General features: G+C 62.3%; 3 protein-coding genes. 2 read left to right on the top strand and 1 reads right to left on the bottom strand.

Annotation, left to right across the window (positions count from 1 at the left end):
• Nucleotides 1-115 precede the first annotated feature (115 nt).
• Entirely contained in the window at nucleotides 116-1,984 is a 1,869-nt protein-coding gene (locus tag ACRXB1_RS32695) for a tetratricopeptide repeat protein (RefSeq protein WP_062168893.1), read from the bottom strand.
• 85 nt (nucleotides 1,985-2,069) lie between these two features.
• On the opposite strand from ACRXB1_RS32695, the gene mutM reads away from it, so the two are divergent.
• Both mutM and mutY read left to right on the top strand, forming a co-directional pair.
• Nucleotides 2,070-2,900 carry a bifunctional DNA-formamidopyrimidine glycosylase/DNA-(apurinic or apyrimidinic site) lyase gene (gene mutM / locus ACRXB1_RS32690; protein ID WP_062168896.1) on the top strand — a complete coding sequence of 277 codons (831 nt, stop codon included), beginning with the start codon at nucleotides 2,070-2,072 and terminating at the stop codon, nucleotides 2,898-2,900.
• 5 nt (nucleotides 2,901-2,905) lie between these two features.
• The coding region (gene mutY / locus ACRXB1_RS32685) for an A/G-specific adenine glycosylase (RefSeq protein ID WP_449494384.1) at nucleotides 2,906-3,732 on the top strand (827 nt) is incomplete at its 3' end.

Genomic DNA, 3,732 nt, shown 5'->3' with positions numbered 1-3,732 from the left:
GTCGGCACCCGCGGCTTGACCGCGCAGCCGGAGAGGAGCACGGCGCTTGCCGCCATCAACGCCAGTGCGCTGCGTCGAGCGCGCTGGCCGTTCAGAACATTCATTGCATTCAAGTTCAAAGGTCGTTCACCTGGAATCGTTTGAGCGTTTTGACGAGCGTGTCGTTGCCGGGTTCGAGCTTTTGCGCCTGACGCCACGTGCTGCGAGCCTGGTCCTGCTGCCCGGACTTCCATTGCACTTCGCCGAGATGCGCGCCGATTTCCGCGTTCGGCTGCAAATCGTAGGCTTTCTTCAGGATGTTGGCCGCTTCGGCGTCATTGCCCTGCCGATACTTCGCCCAGCCCAGGCTGTCCATGATGAACGCATCGTTCGGCGCCAGCGATACCGCCTTTTCAATCAGCTTCACCGCTTCGTCCAGACGCTCGTTGCGATCGACGAGCGAATAACCGAGCGCGTTATACGCTTGCGGGTTATCCGGCTGGGTCTTCATCAGCTTGCGAAGCTGCGTTTCCATTACGTCGTAGTGGCCGTTTTTCTCGGCGGCCATTGCGTAGTCGTACGTGAGATCGGGGTCTTCGGGGAAAGCCGCCGATGCCTTCGACAAAGCCGCCTCCGCCTCCGGATATCGCTGCGCCTGGAACAGCAGCGATGCATCCGTGCGGGCGAGCAAAGCGAGGTCGCGCGGGTCAGAGGTCTGCAGGCTGCCGAGCAACTGACGGGCTTCGTCGACCTTGCCGTGGTTCGCAAGAATCTGTGCGCGCGTGACCTGCGCCGGCAAGTACTGCTGGCTTGAACGCGTGATCTTGTCGAGATACTGGTTCGCCGCGACATCGTCTTTCTGATCGAGCGAGATCTGCGCGAGGTAGATGTACGCCTGACCCGGATCGGCACCCGGCGTGGCTTCAGCCGCCTTGGCGTACTGATTCAGGTAATCCTTCGCCTTGTCCGGCTGCTTCTTCTGGATGTTGATCAACGCGAGCGCCATCAGCGGCGTCAGGTCCTTCGCGTCGTTCTTGCGCATGGCTTCGAACTGCTTTTGCGCGTCATCGAGCCGATCCGCCGATAAATACAGTTGCGCGAGCGCAAGCCGCGCGTCGTGCGATTTCGGATTCTTGTCGACGTACTTTTCGAACGAAGCGATACCTTCGTTGCGCTCAGCCGGACCCATGCGTGCGAGCGTCAACGCGGCGGGCAAGTAATCGGGCTTGAGCTGCAGCGCTTTCTCAAGCGATGCCTTTGCACCCGGCTGGTCGTCGGCGGCGATTTGCTGACGGGCGAGCGCGAGTTGCGTTTCCGGCCGGTCCATGTCGTTCTTGACCAGATCCTTCAACACATTCAGCCCGCCTACGCGATTGGGCCCGCGCGAGATCAGGACCTGCAGCGAGATGATGGCGTCGCCGCGCTGTTCCTGCGGAATCTTCGCGAGCTCGCGTGCGAGGATCGGTTCGGCGTCGTCGGGCTTGCCCGACAGGATCAGCAACGACGCGCTCAATTGCGCCGCGCGTTCCGAGTTCGGCGAGAACTGCTGCCAGAGCTGAACGGCCGTCAGCGCGTCGTTGGGACTTTGTGCGGCAATCGCAATCTCGGTTGCGCGTTGGGCGAAACGAGGGTCGTGCGTATCGCGCGCGAGCGCGAGATACGTCTGGTAAGCGGGCGCTGCCTGGCTGCGCTGCAACGCGACTTCGGCCGCGAGTACCTGGAACACGATCTGGCTGGACGCCGCAATATTGGGCAGGTCCTGTGTTTCCTTGCCCGTGGGCGGCGCTGTAATCAGGTCGGCTGCGCTGATCGCGGCCTGGTCGTCGTCCGGAGCGGGGAGTTGCGCCGGACTTTGAGCATGGGCGGAGCCAAGCGCGAACACTGCCACGGCGAGCGCAACCGCTGCCGCAAGCTTGTTCGATGGGACCGGCTTACCGCGTGCCGCAATCGTTTCAGCGGCCGCTGCACGCTGTTTCGAAAACAACTTAACGAAGGACAAGTTCATGGAAATCCGATCAATGTTTCAGTCGATTGTATCGCGCTCGCTACAATACGCGCACGTCCCACAGCAAGTTGCAGACCAGTAAAACATGCCAGAGCTGCCGGAAGTCGAAGTAACCCGACGCGGTATTGAACCGTTCGTTGCCGGCCGCCGTGTCGAGCGCGTCGATATCCGCACGCCCGCGCTTCGATGGCCGATTCCGGCGCATCTTTCAAAGACGATGAAAGCGCTGAAGATCGACAAGGTCGAGCGCCGCGGCAAGTACCTGCTGTTCGAAACCTCTGAAGGTTGGCTGATCGTGCATCTTGGCATGACGGGAACGCTGCGGGTCTTGCGTAACGTGCCGCGCCCGCCCGACGCTGCAAAGCATGATCATATCGATTTGATCTTCGACGACTTCATTTTGCGCTTCCGGGACCCACGGCGTTTTGGCGCCGTGCTCTGGCATGCACGCGAAGACGGCGACGTTCTCGATCATCCGCTGCTTGCCGGCCTGGGCGTCGAGCCGTTCACCGCCGGGTTCTCCGGCGCGCTGCTGTACCGCATGACCCGCGGGCGCAAGGTGTCCGTCAAACAGGCGCTGCTTGCGGGGACGATGGTCGTGGGCGTCGGCAATATCTATGCATCGGAAAGCCTGTTTCGTGCGGGAATCCGGCCGACGGTCGCCGCCGGGCGCGTCTCGCTCGTGCGCTACGATCTTCTCGCCGACGCCGTGCGCACGACGCTCGCGGCGGCCATCGAAAAAGGCGGCAGTACGCTGCGTGATTTTGTCGGCAGCAACGGTGAGTCCGGTTATTTCCAGCTCGATTATTTCGTCTATGATCGCGCCGGCCTGCCGTGCCACGTTTGCGGCACGGCCATCAAACATATCGTGCAAGGCCAGCGATCCACGTACTTTTGCCCGCGCTGCCAGCGCTAGCCGACATGCTCCAGCTCACCGATTTCTCCACTCGCCTGATCGCGTGGCAACGCGTTCACGGCCGTCATGACCTGCCGTGGCAGAACACGCGCGATGCGTACCGGATCTGGCTGTCCGAAATCATGCTGCAGCAGACGCAGGTATCGACGGTGATTCCGTATTACGCGCGGTTTCTCGAGCGTTTCCCCGATGTGGACACGCTCGCCGCCGCGCCTGTTGATGACGTCATGGCGCTTTGGGCCGGCCTCGGCTACTACTCACGCGCGCGAAACCTGCATCGGTGCGCCGATGTCGTCGCGACCGAACATGGTGGTGCGTTCCCGCGCACCGTCGATGAACTCGCGGAATTGCCTGGAATCGGCCGCTCGACGGCGGCGGCGATTGCATCGTTCGCGTACGGTGCGCGTGCGACGATTCTCGATGGCAACGTGAAGCGCGTCCTGGCGCGGGTGTTCGGCGTAGAAGGATTCCCGGGCGAGAAGAAAGTCGAGAACGCGATGTGGACGCTCGCCGAATCCTTGCTGCCAGATGCTGCGCACAAGGACGAAGTCACGGCCTACACGCAGGGTTTGATGGATCTGGGCGCGACGCTTTGCGTGCGCGGCAAGCCGGATTGCGCGCGCTGTCCGTTCGCGCCGGATTGCGTGGCGAATGTCACCGGGCGGCAAAAACAGTTGCCCACGGCGCGGCCGAAAAAGACGGTCCCGACGCGCAAGACATGGATGCTGGTTCTGCAGGACGGCGACACGGTCCTGCTCGAAAAACGGCCGCCGAGCGGCATCTGGGGCGGCCTCTGGAGCCTTCCCGAAGCCGCAGATGAAGACGCTCTGAT

The organism is Caballeronia sp. M23-90 (genome assembly GCF_053574605.1).
Note: the sequence above shows the minus strand (reverse complement) of the source record. Positions and strands in the feature narration are given on the sequence as shown.

Coding starts and splice junctions, on each gene's coding strand:
- ACRXB1_RS32695 (WP_062168893.1), bottom strand. CDS start 1,984: ATGAACTTGTCCTTCGTTAAGTTGTTTTCGAAACAGCGTGCAGCGGCC.
- mutM (WP_062168896.1), top strand. CDS start 2,070: ATGCCAGAGCTGCCGGAAGTCGAAGTAACCCGACGCGGTATTGAACCG.